We start from the raw sequence: 15607 nt of genomic DNA, 5'->3' as shown, positions 1-15607 counted from the left end.
CCGTCCCCTGGAAAGAGAAACCGGAAGGCAGACGACCTGCCTTCCGGATCACATTTCGATCAGCGGATCGGCGGAGCGTACTGCAGGCCACCCTTGGTCCACAGCGCGTTGATGCCGCGCGCGATCTTCAGCGGGCTGCCCGAACCGACATTGCGTTCGAACATTTCGCCATAATTGCCGACGGCCTTGACGATGTTGACGACCCAGTCGTTGGAGACGCCGAGATCGGTACCGATCTTAGTATCGGCTTCCTGGCCAAGCACGCGCTTGATCTCCGGGCTGGGCGAGTTCTTCATTTCGTCGACATTGGCCTTGGTGATGCCCAGTTCTTCAGCCTGCAACAGTGCGAAATAGGTCCACTTGACGATGTGATACCACTGGTCGTCGCCCTGGCGCACGGCCGGTCCGAGCGGCTCCTTCGAGATGATCTCGGGCAGCACGACGTGATCGGCCGGCGATCCCAGCGTCAGGCGGATGCCATAGAGGCCCGACTGATCGGTGGTGTAGACGTCGCAACGGCCGGCGTCATAGGCGGCGTTGACCTCTTCCAGCTTCTCGAAGACGACCGGGTTGTACTCCATCTTGTTGGCCTTGAAATAGTCGGCCAGATTGAGTTCGGTGGTCGTGCCACTCTGCACGCAGACGGCGGCGCCGGAAAGCTGCAACGCGGAATTGACGCCCGGCAGCTTCTTGGCATTGATCATGAAACCCTGGCCGTCATAGTAGGTGACCCCGATGAAATTCAGGCCAAGTGCCGTGTCGCGGTTGATCGTCCAGGTGGTGTTGCGCGACAGGATGTCGATCTCGCCGGACTGCAGCGCGGTGAAGCGCTCCTTGGCGCTGAGCGGCGTGAACTTGACCTTGGTGCCGTCACCAAAGACGGCGGCCGCGACAGCGCGGCAGAAATCCGCGTCGATGCCTTGCCAGTCACCCTTGTCGTCCGGCGCCGAGAAGCCGGCCAGGCCGGTCGAGACGCCACACTGGATGAAGCCCTTCGCCTTGACGGTATCGAGCGTGGTTGCCGAGGCGGCCGACGCCATCAACCCAAGCGTGGCGGCGCCAAGAATGCCGATAGCAATATGTTTCATGACCCACAGACCCTTTTCTCTGTTTTTCAGGGCAAACCCTGATTTTTTTCCCGTGTGAACGCAGTTCCCATTCCGGCCCATTTCCGGAACCCCGCGTCGTAACCGACGCGCCGCCTCCCATTCACGAATGTCATCGAAGGCGATAATTCCCGTGAGGTCAAGGGAAATGACCGAAACCGAAAGAGTTTGAAAACCGATTGGCGCAAATGCCTGAAATAGCAGGCAAACGCGCCCGCGATTTGACCAGCAGAGCAAATAAAAGCGGCAAAACTCATTCAATGCCAATGCGGGTCCGCTGCAGCGAAAATCCATCCCAGGCGGCACCTCGGCGGTTGTTGGCCCGGTGCGCGATGAATTGTTATGCCGGAAGACTATCATCCGACGTTGTCGGCCGGCTACCGGGCAATATCGCCCCGGAGGCAACGACTGTTCTCAAAGAGCTTGAAAGACGAGCCAGGCGCCGACCGCAGCCATCAACGCGCCGGAAACGCGTGGAATCAACTGCCTGGTTGGGACGGTCTTCTCAAGGAGAACAAGGGCGGCGATGCCGGCGATCCACAGCACGTTCATGACGCCGCCGACGAAGAGCAGAGCCATCAGTGCCCAGCAGCAACCCAGACAATAGACGCCGTGGTCGATGCCGAGCCGAAGCGCGCCGAGCGGGGCGGAACGGAACCCGCCATGGCTGGCCAGGAATGCGATCGGCGCCTGACATTGGCGCAGGCAGACGCCCTTCATCGGCGTCCATTGATAGAGGCCAGCGGCGATCAGGACGAGGCCGCCGAGAACCGCGCTGTCGGTTGCCATCGAAGGATTGAGCAAGGCAAGATGGGCGAGCAGCCATTGCGCAGCGGTCGCCACAATGCTGAACACGACCCACACAGTGAGATAGCCGGCAAAGAACCATCCCGTCGAAGCGATAGGACGGCCATCCGCCCGCGCCTTGCGACCGACGCCGGCATAGAGCAGCAACATCGGCGCGACCGAAGGCGTCATCATGCCGACCATCATCACCGCCCACATTGTGAAGATGAAAGCGAAATCGGCCGATGCCCAGGCCCGGAAACCGGGCGCCACGGTGGCGCCCATATCCATCCCGCCCATGTTCGACATGTCGATTTCGGTCATGTCGTCGCCTGCGCTGCCCGGGACGGGCATGACCATATCGGCGGCGAGCCACAGCACATAGGCCCAGGCGAGCACTGCGATCACGACGAGCGCGGCCGCTACGACCGCGCGGTCGCGCCGCAGCACCGCCTCGAGGGCCGTGTCGCCCATTGGATCAGGTCAATGCACGATGCCGCTCTGCGTGAGATGCAGATTGGCGAAATGGCTGTGCGAATCGGCCAGTTCGAACTTGATTGGGCCCGTCGTCTTGGTCCAGCCACGCCCGACTTCGGCGATCGCGTATTCGAAGCCGTGCGGCAGGTCGATGCGCGCCCGGTGTTCCGCGCCGGTGACCGGATTCTTGATCGGCTCGCCATGGCCGTCGGTTACGCCATTGACGTGCAGCCGCGCGGTTCGCGCGCCGACATCGACCTTGAATTCGATCGGGGCAAAGATCGGATCGTGGAATTTCTCCAGCGTGGTCGAAAAGACCTGGAATATCGTCGCACCTGGTTCGGTATCCAGACCGCCCAATATGCGAAGCAGCGCACCACGCTGGGCCTCGGTCGCCCTCTCGTCGATAACCACAGCGGCTTCGCCCCTGCCCTGGTGTATGGCGCCGGGCCAGCGGAAAATCCCGACGAACCGCAATCCGTCGAGCTTGGTGTCGCCGTGATGGCCACTCTCGATTTCCATGCCAGCAACCGCTTCACAGAAACCGTATGTCGGCATGGCGTTGAACTGGCACGGGCAGCCATAGGCGCAGTTGCAGTTGGTGAATTCGCGCGCCTTCATTGTCCATTTGACGTCGGGCATGACTTTCCCTCCCCTTGCGCTCACGCTTCGTGAGCGCGATCCGGATCGTGGAGGACCAGAAGGTCAACCGGCAACAACCATCCGGCAGCATCTGATCGAAGCAATCCGGCGATTAATATTAGAAATCGATTATATATTTTTCGCAGCCACCCACAATAGGCCGATTGGCTGAGATAGGGCTCCGAACTCACGTTAGACCTGACGACAGCCAGTTCGGCCGTGTCGGCAGCTTTTGTGCCGGCAGCTTTTCGCGATAGGAATTTTTTCTTGACTTCGTGCCCTCAGCTATGGTACATATTTGTCCATGGTGCTGATTTGCGCCAGCGACCCGCCGCACAGGCGGGTTTTTCGTTTCCGTCAGCCTACGCGCCGGCGAAGGCTCCGAAGGAATCCGCTAACCCCAGTTCGTAGCTCTGTCGGCGGAGACCGGCGCAACTGCCGGCAACGCACCGCCGGGGTAGCGCCACACCCGCATCGCCACCTTTTGCCGCGACGAATTGGCATATTCGAAGTCCGTCCCCTGGCGGACGGCGGCTGTTGCACGGTCCATGACGCCGCACTATGGCTAGCGGCTTGGCAAACAAGGCGATGCAGAATGGCGAAAGACGGCAGCGAGCACTTTAGCGGCGGGGTGGGCATCAACACGCGGCTTGCCCATTCGGGCAACAATCCGCATGACTATTTCGGCTTCGTCAATCCGCCGGTGGTGCATGCCTCGACCGTGCTCTTTCGCGACGCAGCGTCGATGGCGGCACGCAGCCAGAAATACACTTACGGCACGCGCGGCACACCGACGACCGATGCCCTGGCCCAGGCCATAGACGCACTGGAAGGCTCGGCCGGCACGATTGTGGTGCCGTCGGGCCTTGCGGCGGTAACCGTGCCGCTGCTCGCCTTCGTATCGGCGGGCGACCATCTGCTGATCGTCGATTCGGTCTATCATCCGACCCGCAACTTCGCCGACACGATGCTGAAGCGGCTGGGGATCGAGGTCGAGTATTACGCCCCCGAGGTCGGCGCCGGAATCGCGGCGTTGATCAAGCCCAACACCAAGGTGGTGTTCACGGAATCGCCGGCGTCCAACACGTTCGAGGTGCAGGACATCCCCGCCATCGTCAAGGCGGCGCACGCCGCCGGCGCCATCGTCATGATGGACAACACCTGGGCGACGCCGCTGTATTTCCGTCCGCTCGACCACGGCGTCGACATCTCGATCCATGCGGCGACGAAATACCCGGCCGGCCATTCCGACGTGCTGCTCGGCACGGTGTCGGCCAATGAGAGCTGCTGGAACCACCTCTACGAAAGTTTCTGCACGCTTGGCTGCTGCTCCGGGCCCGATGATGTCTACCAGGTGCTGCGCGGCCTGCGCACCATGGGCGTGCGCCTGGAGCACCATCAGCGCAGCGCGCTCGCCATCGCTTCCTGGCTCGAAGGCCAGAACGGCGTGGCGCGCGTGCTCCACCCTGCCCTTCCCAGCCACCCTGACCACGATTTGTGGAAGCGCGACTTCTCCGGTTCGAGCGGCATCTTTTCCATCGTGCTCGCCGGCGGCGGCCAGAAGCAGCAGCACGCCTTCCTCGACGCGCTGCGGATCTTCGGCCTCGGCTATTCCTGGGGCGGCTATGAGAGCCTCGCGGTGCCGGTCTGGCTCGGCGACCGCGTTGTTGCGAAAGCCCCCTATGAGGGTCCGTTGATCCGCCTGCAGATCGGCCTCGAGGATGTCGACGACCTGAAGGCCGACATTTCGCGCGGCCTGACCGCCGCGGCGGCTGCCTGAACCGGAGCACCTGCAAGCCAACTCAGCGGACTAACTGGTAGTGTCTCAGTTTGAAATTGGCATCGCCCCAAAATCCGATTTGTAGCTGCGATTGCCCGGCGCAAGGTTTTATGCGTATGGTCTCGGCTAGGGCATGGGGGAAATGGGCTGTGGGCGATCTATATCTCTATAACGGCCCGATCGAACGGGGCAGCGATCTGAAGTTCATTGAACTTGTCGCGTCGCAGCAGTCAGAAAAACAATGCGTCCTGATACTCGTCACCGGCGGTGGCAGCCCAGACGCCGCGTATAAGATTGGCCGCTATCTCCAATCTCGCTATGATTCAGTGAAGGTGCTTATTTCAGGGTTATGCAAGAGCGCAGGCACCTTGCTGGCTATAGCAGCGGATGAGCTGATCTTTACCCCCTATGGCGAGCTAGGGCCGCTTGACGTTCAAATGGCTAAGGAAGACAGACTGCTTGGATATGAATCCGGCCTGAACATAAGCGAGGCATTCCTTGCGCTAGAACAGCGGGCCAAGGGGACCTATCACGATTTGGTTTCCGAGATTGTTACGTCCAGCAGCAACGTCGTCTCGTTCAACACGGCCTCACACGCGGCCACGGAAATTATATCCGCGCTATATGGGCCGATATTCCATCGAATCGATCCTGAAGAGGTCGGTTCGCGTTCTAGAGCAATGCGCATCGGCGAGGACTATGGCCAACGGTTGAACGGAAAATGGCAAAATTTGAAGAATGGTGCTATTGAGAAGATATCGCAATCGTATCCTAGCCATGGTTTTGTCATTGACATTGGCGAGGCACAGACGCTTTTCCAGCGGGTCAGAGCCGCTACACCGGATGAGATCAAACTGGTAGAGGGAATGGGCCGTGCAACCAGATTCCCTCAACAGACGTTAGCAATACGGAAAATCGAACCTGCCAAAAAGCAGGGTGAGGATGGAGAGAACCATGACGCAAAAGTTGAAAAAGGTGGCCCGCCCCGCCGCCGAGCAGCAGCGCGAAATGGAGCAGATTCTGGAAAGGCAGTCGAAGGTTAATGTGCTAAAACCAGCTCCAAAATCTGCGCCGCCGGTACGTTACAGCCGCGAAGACGACCAGAAGAAAGCTCGCGCCAGCGGCTATTGCATCGAAGCTTACTAAGCGGCGGTGTCTTTAGGCAGTTTTGCGTAGGGGCCGCGCTTGCCCGGCTTCGGCGCAACAGCGTCCATCTTATCGCAAAGATCGTCCATCGACCAAAGCGTCCGAGACACGCCGGCAGCCATCGCGGGCGAAGTCTTAAGCGCCTTATGAATGCGACTGAAGTTGTACCAGACGGTGCACAGCGCAACCATGTGGACGTGGTTTTCGAACTCCTTTGAGAACGCATTTGTAGGGTGCGTGAACCGGCGCATATGTATCCGCATAGTGAGGTTCTGGCGTTCAACGTGCGACGTGCTGACGTGCGCTAGGTCGGGCGAGCCTTCGATGTGGGTCTTCTTTGTGCCAGTGCAGACGGCGGGGCTATAGCAGCGTCCTGTGGCACTGCCTTGCCTTCCGGCTCGCCGTCGACTTCGCCTGCGGGGCCAACCGGCATCGTGGCGCGTATCGCTACAAGGTCGTGGAATTCTATTCCCACAAACCGCGGCATCGCGGATCAATTTGGCTTTCAAATTCCGCGATGCCGCGCCATTGCGGTGCAATCATCGCGGTTTCGATTTCCCCCTGGAATACCGGCAGAGTTTTCGACGTCATGGCTTTCCGCCTCTTTGTTCCCATTCTTGCCGGCGCGACGCTTCGCGAGCGCCTCGTTGCCTGTATCGGCGCGACGATCGGCATTGCGCTCACCGGCGTGATCGCCAGCCTTGTGCTCGGCAACGGCCCGCATGTACCGCTGCTGGTGGCGCCGATGGGGGCGTCCGCCGTGCTCCTGTTCGCGGTGCCGGCCAGCCCGCTGGCGCAGCCATGGTCGATCATCGGCGGCAACACGATATCGGCACTGGTCGGCGTGATCGTGGCGCATTTCATCCACGAAACCGCCCTTGCCGCCGGCATCGCAGTGGCACTGGCCATCGCCGCCATGTCGTTCACGCGTTGTCTGCATCCGCCTGGCGGAGCCGCCGCCCTGACCGCGGTGCTGGGAGGGCCGGCCGTCCTCAGCGCCGGCTTCCTGTTTCCATTCGTACCGGTGGCGTTGAACTCGATCCTGCTGGTGGCGCTCGGCTACGGCTTCCACAGACTGGCGCGGCGCAATTATCCGCATGTGCCGGTTCCAGCACCTGCGAACAGCCACGGCACCGGCGATCCGCCGGCACAATCGCGCGTCGGCTTTCGGTCCGAAGACATCGATGCCGCGCTTGGCGCACTCGACGAGACGTTCGATATCGATCGCAACGATCTCGACCGCCTGCTGCGGCAAGTCGAATTGCAGGCGATGGTGCGCGCGCACAAGACCGTTCTGTGCGAGGACATCATGTCGCGTGATGTGATCTCGGTCGGCGCGCACACCTCTACCGATGCGGCACGCCAGTTGCTGCTTGACCACAACATCCGCACCTTGCCGGTCGTCAACGCGGAGGCAAGGCTGGCAGGCACCGTGGGATTGCGGGAACTGACGCAAGCCACCGGCGCGGTTGGATCCGTGATATCGCCCGCGGCGACCGCCGCCGCCGGTTTCGCCGCCATGGGGCTGCTGCCCGTGCTGACCGACGGCCGCAGCCATGCCGTCATCATCGTCGACGACGACAAGCGGATTCTTGGGCTGATCACCCAGACCGATCTCCTGGCGGCGACGGCGCGCCTGCAGGTTGCTGACAAGTCCTCATTGGACGCGGTAGGTTAGCCCAGGCGAAAAATCTTCGGGAACCTTTTGCCGGCAACAGCGTCCAATCTCTCAATCGAGGTTCCGGTCCGGAGGTTGGGTTGAGGAAACTGGCCATGCCTGCTGTCTTGACGGCCGTACCTTCTGCCGCGCCAGGCGACGTGCAGCTCGTAGGACGGGCGCTGGCGCGCGACGGCGATGCCTTCCGCACCATCATCAAGACGCACAACCAACGGCTCTACAGGATCGCGCGCGGCGTCGTGCGCAATGACAGCGAGGCCGAGGATATCGTGCAGGAGGCCTATGTCAGGGCTTTCGCCCATCTCGAAGCGTTTCGCGGCGACTCCTCGCTGGCCACATGGCTGTCGCGCATCGTCATCAACGAGGCGCTCGGCCGCCTGCGCAAGAGGCGCCGAACGGTGGCACTGCCGGAAAATCCGCAAGCCGAGATTATCCGGTTCCCTCTCAACCCCAGCGACGATCCGGAACGGACGATGGCGCAACGGCAGATCCTCCAGCTGGTCGAACGGGCCACCGACAGCCTTCCCGATGTCTACCGGACGGTGTTCGTGGCGCGGGTGATCGAGGGGCTGAGTATCGAAGAGACCGCCGATCTTCTCGGCGTGCGGCCGCAAACCGTCAAGACGAGGCTGCACCGGGCCCGCGCTTTGGTGCGCAAGGCGCTGGACGACCAGATCGGGCCGGTGCTGCTCGATGCCTTCCCCTTCGCCGGCCGGCGTTGCGAAAGGCTGACCAGCGCCGTCATGCGGCGGCTCGGGCTGGAAAGCTGAGCCTCGCCGGACTCATTTGATTTTTGGCGGGAACGTTTGCCGCCGTACCGCATCCAATGACCGTCAACCGAAAAACACTGTCCGGCGCGATTTCAAGCGCCCGGACGAAGGAGATGCCATGTCTATCCGACACACCGCCGCGCTCGCCGCCATGCTGCTGCTTGGCACCGCCCCGTTCGCACAGGCCGCCGACAAGCCGACCGACCCGCAGATCGCCCACATCGCCTACACGGCCGGTGTGATCGATGTCGAGGCGGCCAAGCAAGCGCTCAAAAAGTCGAAGAACAAGGAGGTGCTCGCCTTCGCCAAGGACATGGTGCGCGACCATGAGGCGGTGAACGTGCAGGCGCTCGATCTGGTCAAGAAGCTCAAGGTCACGCCGGAAGACAACGCTACCAGCAAGGCGTTGACCAAAGCGGCGGAGGAGGAGCGGGCGAAACTCGCCAAGCTCAAGGGCGCGGCCTTCGACAAGGCTTATGTCGACAATGAGGTGGCCTATCACAAGCAGGTCGACGGCGCTCTTGAAACGCTGCTCATCCCGTCGGCGCAGAATGCCGAATTGAAGAGCCTGCTGGAAACCGGGCTGAAGATTTTCCAGGGCCATGAGCAGCATGCCGAACACGTCGCCGGCATGCTGAAGTAAGGACCGGGTGCATGCCGAAACGCCCTCCGTGGATTGCGTTGATGCTGGTCGTCGGTATCGTTCCGGCGCGAGCTGAAACCATCCAGGTCACCATCGACAAACTGGTGTTCTCGCCGGCCACCGTCGAGGCGAAGGTCGGCGATACGATCGAGTGGGTGAACAAGGATGTGTTCGCCCACACGGCCACCGTGAAAGGTGGCTGGGAGGTGATGATCCCGCCGAAGAAATCCGCAAGCCTGACATTGAAGGCGGCTGAATCGATCGACTATTTCTGCCGCTTTCACCCCAACATGAAAGGCCGCTTGGTGGTGGCGCCCTGATTCTGCGTCAACGAGGTCCGCCTGGCCTCGTCGGGGCGCGCGATATGCGTCCACGAGCCGTCATAGCGGGGCTCGCGCCGCTGGATCCAGGCATCGAGCCCTTCGCGCAAATCGGCTGTCGAGGCCATGCGGGCGAACTGCTCGGCCTCGACCAGCAGGCCTTCCGCGATGCTCTGGTCGAGGCCGCGCCTCACCGCCGTGAGGATGCTGGCGATCGCCAGATCGGAGTGCCGCAGGATACGTCTTGCCAAGGCGATTGCGGCCGGCATCAACTCGGCATGTGGCACGACTTCGTTGACGAGACCCAGCTCAAGCGCCCGCGGCGGCGGAAACCAGTCGCCGGTCAAAAGCAGTTCGAGCGCCCGCTTGCGCCCGGCGAGCCTGGGCAAGCGCTGCGTTCCACCAAAGGTCGGCGGCATCGCCAGGTTGATTTCCGGCTTGCCGAACAGGGCACGGTCACTGGCGATGGCGAGCGACACGGCCTCGGTGATTTCGCAGCCGCCACCAAAGGCGATGCCGTTGACGGCGGCGATGACGGGTTTGCGGAAGGCTTCCAGCCTCGCCGTCAGCCGCTGCCCGCGCATGACGAAGTCACGCATCGCGACGTCGACGCCAAGCGCCACACTGGCCGAGAACTCGTGGATGTCGCCGCCCGCCGAAAACGCGCGCTCCCCTGCCCCGGTAAGAATGACCGCCCGAACGTCGTCATCGACTTCGATGTCGTCGAGGATCGCAAGCAGGCGATCGATCAGGGCATAGTTCAGCGCGTTGAGTTTCTCCGGCCGGTTGAGGGTAAGGATGGCAATCCCATCGCTGGTCTCGTTGAGGACAAGATCGGTCATTGGCTCTTCCTTCTCCATAATGCTCTTGAGCCGGAAGACTATGCCCTTTCCCGCTTGTGTATATTCACTAGTCGGTATACCTAAGCTCATGCCTGACGCACAGAGCCCCACCCGCAAACGCATCGTCGATGCCGCGACCAGACTCTTTTATGCCGAAGGAATCGGTCGCGTCAGCGTCGATGCCGTTGCCGAGGAGGCGGGCCTCACCAAGCGGACGCTCTACTACCATTTCAAGAGCAAGGACGACCTCATCGCCGCCTATCTCGATGGCCGCGACCAACCCAACCTGAAGCGGATGGCTGGCTGGTTCGATGCCGCCGAAGGCGGCGCGGATCGCAAGGTCGAGGCGATCTTCACCAATCTGGCGAGGGCCGCTCGCCATCCGAAATGGAAAGGATGCGGCTTCCTGCGCACGGCCGCGGAGCTTGCCTCGATGCCTGGACACCCGGCGGTCAAGGCCGGATCGCGGCACAAGACAAATTTCGAAAAATGGCTCGCCGCCGAACTGTCGGCCCGCGGCGTCACGGCGCCGCACATGCTGGCGCGCGAGATCGTGCTGCTCATGGACGGCGCCTTTTCGAGCATGCTGATCCACCACAACCCCGATTATATCCGGGCGGCAGGGCACGCCGCCGCGACGCTTGTGCGGGCGCGCATTTCAAGCACCCAGGTCTAACTCTTTGTTTTGACGCAATCCCAAGGGAAAGCGCTATGCGCTTTCCCGGGAAAACCGTTTCACACTTTTCCTGGGATTGCTCTAGAACCCAAACGCCAGCCATGCCGTGCCCACGCCAAGCGTTATCACAGTCAACGGCAAGCCGACCTTGAAGAAGGCGCCGAACGACAGCGGCGTACCGGCGGCCCGTGCCTGTTCGGCGACGATCAGGTTGGCGACCGAGCCAAGCAGCGTGAAATTGCCGGCCAGCGTCGAACTCATGGCGACGACCAGCCAGGCGCGCTCGGGATTTTCGAGGCCGGGTATGAAGGGCCGCAGCGCCAGCACGGCCGGGACATTGCTCATGATGTTGGAGAGCACCGCGGTGAAGCCGGACAGGCGCCAGATATCGTCCAGCCCAAGGTTCTTTGCCGAGGCGATCATGTCTGATGTCAGCAGCGTCTTTTCGGCGCCGGCGACGACCACGAACAGCCCAGCGAACATGAACAGCAGCGGACCGTCGATTTCGCGGTAGATGCGTTCCGGCTTGATGGCACGGGTGAGCAAGAGGATGGCGCCGCCGATGAGTGCTGCCTTGGCGACGGGCACGCCGGCGAAGAAGGCAATTGCCAGTCCGATGCAGACCACCACCGCCTTCAGCACCTGCCTCTTATGCATGCGGCCACGCGAGACCTCGGGCATCAGTTGTACCGTGCGGGCGAATTCGGCCCGGTAGACGATGCGGATGATGACAACGACCGCGACGAGGCCGAACAGGGCGACCGGAGCGAGTGCCGCCGAAAAGGCCGGATAGGAAATGCCCGACAGCGCACCGATGACCATGTTTTGCGGATTGCCGGTGATGGTGGCGACGCTGCCGCAATTCGAGGCGGTGGCGGTGGCGATCAGATAGGGGATCGGGTTGCGCTTGATGATGCGGGTGACGTGGACGACGATCGGCGCCATGACAAGGCAGATGGCGTCGTTGACCAGGAAGGCCGACAGCACGCCGGTCAACAGCGTCACCATCACCAAAAGCATGAAGGGCGCGTGCGCGTGCTCGATGGCGATGGCGCCAAGGCCGCGAAAGGCGCCCGACACTTTCAGATGGGCCACCACGATCATCATGCCGAGCAAAAGCGTGATGGTGTCGAAATTGATCGCCCGGTAGGCATCCTCCATGCTGAGCGCGCCGACGGCGATCATCGCGGCTCCGCCGAGCAGCGCGATCCCTGCCCGGTCGAGGCGCAGGCCGGGGATGCGGCCAACGGCGACACCGGCGTAAGTCAGGACCAGGATCAGCAGTGCCGCCGCGCCCATCAATGTCATGCGAAGAAGGCCCTGCCCGATCCATCCAGCCCCGATGGGGCACCGGACACTACCTTTAGCGTGATGTCGGCAAAGCGAAAGCGCCCTCCGCGCAACAGCTTGTACAAATCAGCGTGTTGCGGGAATGCCGAGGGTTTTCGTGCCTACAGGACGCGACGGTCTAAGGTTGCAATGACCGCTTTTGATCAGACCTTTGTCAATGCACCGTGGCGACGCTGGGCAGAGGCGCCGGAGTAGCCCCCGCCGGATCGAAGCTGACCTGATCGCGCCCGTTCGACTTGGCCGTGTAGAGCCTTCTGTCGGCGGCGGAGAAGATCTCCTCATAGGTGATCGGGCCGGTAAAGCTCGTGCCGCCGATGCTGACGGACAGCGGGCAAGGCCTGCCACCGGGCGAGAAGTCCATCTCCCTGATGCGCCGGCGGATGCTTTCGGCAACCACCCAGGATTGCGAGGGATCCACGCCGGGCAGAAACACGCCGAATTCTTCACCACCGATGCGGCCGACAATGTCGCCGCCACGCAGTTGTCCCTTGATCGCCTGCGCTATCAGCTTGAGCGCCTGATCGCCGCAGTCATGGCCCAGGCGGTCGTTGATCGATTTGAAGTGGTCGGCGTCGATGATCAGCAGCGCCCCCGAACGGGTCTGCTCCTGCTTGCGGGTCTGCTCGAGATAGGCCTCGACCAGCATCGAGAAGGCACCGCGGTTCAGCACCGCCGTCAGGCTGTCGGTCGCGGCAATGACGCCGAGGTCGCGCTGCGCGATGGCCAGCTGGCGGATCTTCCACATGAGGAAAAACAGAAACGAGCCGCCCAGCACCAAAGGCAGCATCAGGTCGGTCATCTGCGCCCGCCACACTGCCTCGGGCGAAAGATAGGGGAAGTTGAAAGAATCGACGAAGAACGCCACGGCAATGAAGAATGCCGTACCGACCATGGTGACAGCGATCACCCTGCCCCAGCTCGCCGGAGATAGATCGAGCTTCATCGCATTCAACTCCGTTAGCCGCCGCTACTATGACGACCCAACGCAAACAAATTGATAAGACTTTACCTCCAATTCGATATCGGGCGGCATAGCGCGGTCAAAAGCCGCCGAAGGGACAGCCGCCGAAAAGCGGCTGTCCTGTGTCCCAGCTTGAAGATTTGGACCAAGCTGTTGGCTGAGCAAGGGCAGGCGGCGCTCGAAGCCAGGCCGTCCGCCGTCAGTTGAGCGTTGGTTCACTCAGCGTGTCGACGACAAAAGATGCCGCGATCAGGTCGTCGGCATCAAGGCGCAGGGAGCCTTCGCCGCCTCCCATGATGGAAGCCACTTTCTGAAAGGTCTTCATTTCATATTCCGTGATCCGGTTGTCCTGCATCCTGGCCTTGAGGTCAGCGATACGCCGATCCAGGGCCGAAGATATTCCTATTTCTCGCTTCGACATGGCAACACTCCTCCCCACCCGTGTTTGCCTCCCACCGATCCGCTTTTTGTATGAGGCTTTGCGAATACAGGCGCCAAAACGCGCCGTGCGAGGGAAGGTTCCGAAAAGGTTGAGTCACGAAATAATACGACGGCGCGGGCGGCTGCTTCGGGCCAAAAGTGGTACCCATGTCTTTCCGCAAACTTTTTTGTCCATCATGCGTTGTTCCCTCTTCAAGCCGAGGAGACAACCATGCAGATGAAGTCGCAGACATCGGGTGAAGCCGCCAAGCAACGGCATATCCAGCGCGGCATTGATGCCAAGGACAAAGCCAGGGGCAAAGGCAAGATCCAACACGCAATGCAAGCCGGCGCCCGCAGATATCCGGAGCCGCCCTTTCCCGAGCAACATCAGCCCAAGCCGGGGCATGAATGGGCGATCGAGCCCGCTCCCCTCTACGATGCGCCGTATTACCTGGGGTCGAAAAAACTCGACGACAAGGTAGCGCTCATCACGGGCGGCGATTCCGGCATCGGCCGCTCGGTGGCTGTCCTGTTTGCCCGCGAGGGCGCGGACATTGCGATCGTCTATCTGGCCGAGGACAAGGACGCCGAAGAGACCAAGGCCGCCGTCGAAAAAGAGGGGCGGCGCTGTATTCTGATAAAAGCCGATGTCAGTGAACGCGAGCATTGCCATAACGCGGTGGCGGTCACGGTGCAGAAATTCGGTCGCATCGATGTGCTGGTCAACAACGCTGCTTTCCAGATCCATTCCAGCGACTTCGGCGAGCTGACAGAGGCACATTTCGACACGACGCTGAAGACCAATCTCTACGGCTATTTTCATATGGCGCAGGAAGCCGTGCCGCACATGAAACCGGGCTCGGCCGTCATCAACACCGGTTCCGTAACCGGCATCGACGGTTCAAGGCAACTCATCGACTATTCGATGACCAAGGGCGGCATTCACGCATTTACGCGCGCGCTTTCGGGCAACCTTATCGGCAAGGGCATCCGGGTGAACGCAGTTGCACCAGGCCCGGTGTGGACGCCGCTCAACCCGTCGGACAAGGAAGCCGACGACGTCTCGAAATTCGGTGCGGACACGCCGATGAAACGGCCTGCACAGCCGGAAGAACTCGCACCCGCCTATGTATTCCTCGCCTCGCCGCAGTGCTCGAGCTACATCACCGGCGAGATATTGCCGGTGATCGGCGGCTACTGACATGAGGACAGCCGAGATTGAACGTATGATGGCCAGGGAGCGAGATGGATGGTTCGTCTGCTTTTCACAGTGACGCTTGCCTATGTAGCGTACCGTATCTGCAAGGAAATTGCGGAACCTGCCCGACAGGTGCCGCACGACGATAACGAAACACTGAGGCAGCAATCGGCGGCCTTGGGAGTCGACCCGGCGCGCTAGTAGTTGGCTATTTGGATCGGCCAGCCAGCCGGTGCGCTGGCCGGCCGACTTGAGTAGGCTCATTCGGCTGCCTGCAGGTTGATCTTGCTTTCCGCTATTTCGGTGAGCTTGCGATCGGTCGCCTGTTCTTCCTTCAGGTTCTTGGCCAGTACGTTGGCGCAATCGCTGCGGCCAAGCTGCTTGGCCCAGGCGATGAGCGTGCCATAGCGGGTCATCTCGTAGTGCTCGACGGCCTGTGCCGAGGCTATCAGCGCCGCATCGAGAACGTCCTTGTCGTCGACGTCGCCGCTTACGTCGTCGGCTTCCTCGAGAATGCCGTCGATCGCCGGGCAGTTGACCTCCTTGGCCTTGACGCCATGCAACTCGAACACCTGTTCCACGCGCTCTACATGGCCCCTGGTCTGCTCAAGGTGTTTTTCGAATCCGGCTTTCAATTGCGGGTCGGTTGCCTTGCCGATCATCTTCGGCAGCGCTTTCTCGATCTGCCTTTCGGCATAATAGATGTCGCGCAGCGTGTGAACGAAGAGATCGTCGAGTGTTTTGATATCCTTCGAAAAGAAGCCCATGGCCTTGCCTTTCATTGTTCTGAAGGTTGACTTAGGCGGCGG

The 15607-nt window shown here is 61.4% G+C and carries 17 protein-coding genes and 1 pseudogene; 8 read left to right on the top strand and 10 right to left on the bottom strand.

Annotated features, from left to right (window positions below):
- Window positions 1-59: 59 nt before the first annotated feature.
- From NKI38_RS08510 to NKI38_RS08500, 3 genes are all read right to left on the bottom strand, one after another.
- On the bottom strand, window positions 60-1088 hold the full coding sequence (locus NKI38_RS08510; protein WP_352627264.1) for an amino acid ABC transporter substrate-binding protein: 1029 nt from the start codon (window positions 1086-1088) through the stop codon (window positions 60-62).
- Between the two features lie 432 nt (window positions 1089-1520).
- A complete protein-coding gene (locus tag NKI38_RS08505; protein ID WP_352656382.1) occupies window positions 1521-2366 on the bottom strand; it encodes a DUF2182 domain-containing protein in 846 nt (281 codons plus the stop codon).
- A 9-nt stretch (window positions 2367-2375) separates the two neighbouring features.
- On the bottom strand, window positions 2376-3011 hold the full coding sequence (locus NKI38_RS08500) for a DUF1326 domain-containing protein (protein ID WP_352656380.1): 636 nt from the start codon (window positions 3009-3011) through the stop codon (window positions 2376-2378).
- A 595-nt stretch (window positions 3012-3606) separates the two neighbouring features.
- Between NKI38_RS08500 and NKI38_RS08495 the strand changes: the two genes are divergently transcribed.
- Both NKI38_RS08495 and NKI38_RS08490 read left to right on the top strand, forming a co-directional pair.
- Window positions 3607-4791 (top strand): cystathionine beta-lyase, encoded by a 1185-nt coding sequence (locus tag NKI38_RS08495; RefSeq protein WP_352656378.1) that lies wholly within the window; start codon window positions 3607-3609, stop codon window positions 4789-4791.
- 149 nt (window positions 4792-4940) lie between these two features.
- Window positions 4941-5834: an SDH family Clp fold serine proteinase gene (locus tag NKI38_RS08490; RefSeq protein ID WP_352656376.1), complete on the top strand. Its 894-nt coding sequence runs from the start codon at window positions 4941-4943 to the stop codon at window positions 5832-5834.
- Window positions 5835-5933: 99 nt separating this feature from the next.
- Here NKI38_RS08490 and NKI38_RS08485 read toward each other — a convergent pair.
- Window positions 5934-6308, bottom strand: a pseudogene (locus NKI38_RS08485) (IS1 family transposase); the annotation flags it as partial.
- A gap of 94 nt (window positions 6309-6402) precedes the next feature.
- A complete protein-coding gene (locus NKI38_RS08480) occupies window positions 6403-6528 on the bottom strand; it encodes a hypothetical protein (protein WP_352656374.1) in 126 nt (41 codons plus the stop codon).
- On the opposite strand from NKI38_RS08480, the gene NKI38_RS08475 reads away from it, so the two are divergent.
- The 4 genes from NKI38_RS08475 to NKI38_RS08460 all read left to right on the top strand — a co-directional run bounded on the left by NKI38_RS08475 (window position 6527) and on the right by NKI38_RS08460 (window position 9348).
- Window positions 6527-7615 (top strand): HPP family protein, encoded by a 1089-nt coding sequence (locus NKI38_RS08475; protein WP_352656372.1) that lies wholly within the window; start codon window positions 6527-6529, stop codon window positions 7613-7615. The genes NKI38_RS08480 and NKI38_RS08475 overlap by 2 nt on opposite strands.
- A 95-nt stretch (window positions 7616-7710) precedes the next feature.
- Window positions 7711-8385: an RNA polymerase sigma factor gene (locus NKI38_RS08470; RefSeq protein ID WP_352656371.1), complete on the top strand. Its 675-nt coding sequence runs from the start codon at window positions 7711-7713 to the stop codon at window positions 8383-8385.
- 118 nt (window positions 8386-8503) lie between these two features.
- On the top strand, window positions 8504-9028 hold the full coding sequence (locus NKI38_RS08465; RefSeq protein WP_352656370.1) for a DUF4142 domain-containing protein: 525 nt from the start codon (window positions 8504-8506) through the stop codon (window positions 9026-9028).
- 11 nt (window positions 9029-9039) lie between these two features.
- Window positions 9040-9348 (top strand): cupredoxin domain-containing protein, encoded by a 309-nt coding sequence (locus NKI38_RS08460; RefSeq protein ID WP_352656368.1) that lies wholly within the window; start codon window positions 9040-9042, stop codon window positions 9346-9348.
- On the opposite strand, the gene NKI38_RS08455 is transcribed toward NKI38_RS08460, so the two are convergent.
- The gene (locus NKI38_RS08455; RefSeq protein ID WP_352656366.1) at window positions 9309-10190 is read right to left on the bottom strand and encodes a crotonase/enoyl-CoA hydratase family protein; all 882 of its coding nucleotides are present in this window, start codon (window positions 10188-10190) and stop codon (window positions 9309-9311) included. The genes NKI38_RS08460 and NKI38_RS08455 overlap by 40 nt on opposite strands.
- Window positions 10191-10278: 88 nt before the next feature.
- Here NKI38_RS08455 and NKI38_RS08450 point away from each other — a divergent pair, with 88 nt between their 5' ends.
- Entirely contained in the window at window positions 10279-10866 is a 588-nt protein-coding gene (locus NKI38_RS08450) for a TetR/AcrR family transcriptional regulator (protein ID WP_352656364.1), read from the top strand.
- A gap of 81 nt (window positions 10867-10947) precedes the next feature.
- Here NKI38_RS08450 and NKI38_RS08445 read toward each other — a convergent pair whose 3' ends face one another.
- The 3 genes from NKI38_RS08445 to NKI38_RS08435 form a co-directional block, all read right to left on the bottom strand.
- Window positions 10948-12174: an anion transporter gene (locus tag NKI38_RS08445; RefSeq protein WP_352656362.1), complete on the bottom strand. Its 1227-nt coding sequence runs from the start codon at window positions 12172-12174 to the stop codon at window positions 10948-10950.
- A gap of 196 nt (window positions 12175-12370) precedes the next feature.
- Window positions 12371-13159, bottom strand: coding sequence for a GGDEF domain-containing protein (locus tag NKI38_RS08440; protein ID WP_352656360.1), 789 nt, complete (start codon window positions 13157-13159; stop codon window positions 12371-12373).
- 217 nt (window positions 13160-13376) lie between these two features.
- Window positions 13377-13598: a hypothetical protein gene (locus NKI38_RS08435; protein ID WP_352656358.1), complete on the bottom strand. Its 222-nt coding sequence runs from the start codon at window positions 13596-13598 to the stop codon at window positions 13377-13379.
- Between the two features lie 231 nt (window positions 13599-13829).
- Between NKI38_RS08435 and NKI38_RS08430 the strand changes: the two genes are divergently transcribed.
- Complete coding sequence (locus NKI38_RS08430) at window positions 13830-14801, top strand: SDR family oxidoreductase (RefSeq protein ID WP_352656356.1); 972 nt, start codon at window positions 13830-13832, stop codon at window positions 14799-14801.
- A gap of 257 nt (window positions 14802-15058) precedes the next feature.
- On the opposite strand, the gene NKI38_RS08425 is transcribed toward NKI38_RS08430, so the two are convergent.
- The gene (locus NKI38_RS08425; RefSeq protein WP_352656354.1) at window positions 15059-15565 is read right to left on the bottom strand and encodes a YciE/YciF ferroxidase family protein; all 507 of its coding nucleotides are present in this window, start codon (window positions 15563-15565) and stop codon (window positions 15059-15061) included.
- Between the last annotated feature and the right edge of the window lie 42 nt (window positions 15566-15607).

The organism is Mesorhizobium sp. M0621, assembly GCF_040320745.1.
Lineage (GTDB): Bacteria > Pseudomonadota > Alphaproteobacteria > Rhizobiales > Rhizobiaceae > Mesorhizobium.
Note: the sequence above shows the minus strand (reverse complement) of the source record. Positions and strands in the feature narration are given on the sequence as shown.